Source organism: Marinospirillum sp. (assembly GCF_014859565.1).
Window position 1 is genome coordinate 1 of record NZ_JACUUA010000369.1, and the last position, 2,329, is coordinate 2,329.

Genomic DNA, 2,329 nt, shown 5'->3' on the forward strand with positions numbered 1-2,329 from the left:
TTTTGTTGGCAAACAACTACTGGGTAGCCTGAATATCGCAGATCATCAACCGAGGCATTTTGAAGCTGGTGAAGTTAAGCGTTTACGTGATCTGGCAGTATGGACTGGAGCTTTGCTGGAGCTGCATTTGTAAGATATAACGAGGTGTGTTTTAAGAGAGAGCTTTTTGATTGACGCTGTTTTTGCCTTGTACTACTAATAACCTGTAAATAACAGGCCGAGGGATAAAGCATGAGCACTGCACCGTTGATAACAGGGAAAAAAACTGGATTTGCTACCCGTATCACCTTAATGATTATGGGTTTGCTGTTGGTGTCGATAGCCTTGCTGATGAGTCTGGTGATGATGCAATACCGCCAGACCCTGACCGAGGATGTGCTCAGTGATTTGCGTAGTTTGAGTCAAAGCAGTGCAGAATCTTTCACTGAATGGCTGCTGGCTCGTCAGGATGAAATGCGTTATCTGGCCAGCATTGACTATGCGGTGAACCTGGATCGTGAAGCAACCGCCATGATGATGGCAAAACTGGCCGAGATGGATGGTTTTTACGACACCATTTTTTTGGTTGGTTCAGAAGGGCGGGGGTTGGCTGGTGTTAGTTATCAGCAGGGGCGTGCCAGAGTTCTGAGTGCAGATGAGGCTGATGCATTTAATGTTGCAGATCGTGCCTGGTTTCGATCAGCCATATCTGGGCAGGATACTTTTTCACAGCCGGTTATTTCACGTGCAACCGGTAATCAAGTCAGTACTGTTGCCATTCCCATACGCCGTAATGGTCAGGTTATAGCGGTGATGCGTGGGGCTGTGCAGATTAATACCCTGGTGGATCGTCTGGCGGCCATGTCACGGAATGAGGGCACCGAAATCTACATGTTAAATGCTGAAGGGCGTGCCATCACTCCTGCTGCCTCAATCATTAATGTTGAGGAGCCACTACAAACAGAGGCAGCAGTTGCCGCCCGTAACCGTGCCAGCATGACCGGACAGTATCAGAATGCAGCCGGTGTTCCGGTGATTGGCAGCCTGTCCTTTATTGATCTGCTTGGCTGGGGTCTGGTGATGGAAACTGAATCCTATGTTGCCATGGCTGACTTGCGACGTATGGTGGTTGTGGTACTGGTAATTACCCTGCTGGTTCTTGTTGTATCCGTGGGGGTTAGCCTGTTGCTGGTGCGCTCCATTACCCGCACTCTGGGAGGAGACCCTGCTTACGCAGCTGACATAGTGCATCAGGTAGCTGATGGTGACTTAAGTCTGGCGATTCAACTTAAAAAAGGTGATACCAACAGTCTGCTGGCTTCGATCAGTACCATGCAACAGAAGCTGCGCACTACCTTGTTAGAAATCAGCAGTTATTCAGATCAGGTTGCTTCAGCTTCCACCCAGCTGGCACAGGTGAATGAGTTGACCAGTCAGGGCATTCATAAACAGGTGGAAGAAATCACCAGCTCTGCCACCGCCATGACAGAAATGACCGCCACCCTGGAAGAAGTGGCACGCAGCACCCAATCCACCGCAGATGCTTCTACACGTGCAATGAATGCGGCAGAAACTGGTCGCACGGCAGTGCGTAATACCCTTGCGACAATTAATGAGTTGAGTGAGGAAGTGAGTCACGCCACCACTACCATTAATGAGCTGAAATCCGACAGTGACCAGATTGGTAAAATACTGGTGGTTATTCAGGATATTGCTGAACAAACCAACTTGCTGGCATTAAATGCAGCGATTGAGGCAGCCCGAGCTGGAGATACCGGGCGGGGTTTTGCGGTTGTCGCGGATGAAGTGCGTAATCTGGCCAGTCGTACCAAAGCCTCCACAACAGAAATCCAGGCCATGATTGATAAATTACAGCAGGGTGCAGATAAAGCGGTGACAGCCATGTCGGTCAGCCTTGAGGGCACACAGGCCAGTGTTGCCAGTGCCAAGGATCTGGATGACAAACTTAACCATATTGCTCAGGCTGTTCAGGAAATTGATCAGAATGCCCAGCAGATTGCCAGCGCAACCGAAGAGCAGACACTGGTTTCACGGGATATCAATGAAAGCATACACAACATCAGTGATGTCTCGGAGCAGACCGCTGGGAATGTGCGTGAGTCATCTGATGCCAGTGAATCATTAGCACAACTGGCCGAGCGTCTGAAGGGCATGGTGGCACAGTTCCGAACCTGAACTGTGGTAATATCGGGTTTGTATCCCAACCTTTTAGGAAGTGTTTCCAGCATGGCTGAAAAAGAAGAAGCAGCACCCTCCAACCTGATCTGGATAGATCTGGAAATGACCGGGTTAGATCCGAACAAGGAACGTATTATTGAAATTGCCACCA

General features: G+C 49.5%; 2 protein-coding genes. Both read left to right on the plus strand.

Annotated features, from left to right (window positions below):
• Positions 1-231: 231 nt before the first annotated feature.
• Positions 232-2,175, plus strand: coding sequence for a methyl-accepting chemotaxis protein (locus IBX50_RS19760; protein WP_292258109.1), 1,944 nt, complete (start codon positions 232-234; stop codon positions 2,173-2,175).
• Positions 2,176-2,226: 51 nt separating this feature from the next.
• The coding region (locus IBX50_RS19765) for an exonuclease domain-containing protein (protein ID WP_292258110.1) at positions 2,227-2,329 on the plus strand (103 nt) is incomplete at its 3' end.

Excerpts from the sequence above, each read along its gene's own strand:
- IBX50_RS19760 (WP_292258109.1), top strand. The coding sequence starts at position 232 with ATGAGCACTGCACCGTTGATAACAGGGAAAAAAACTGGATTTGCTACC.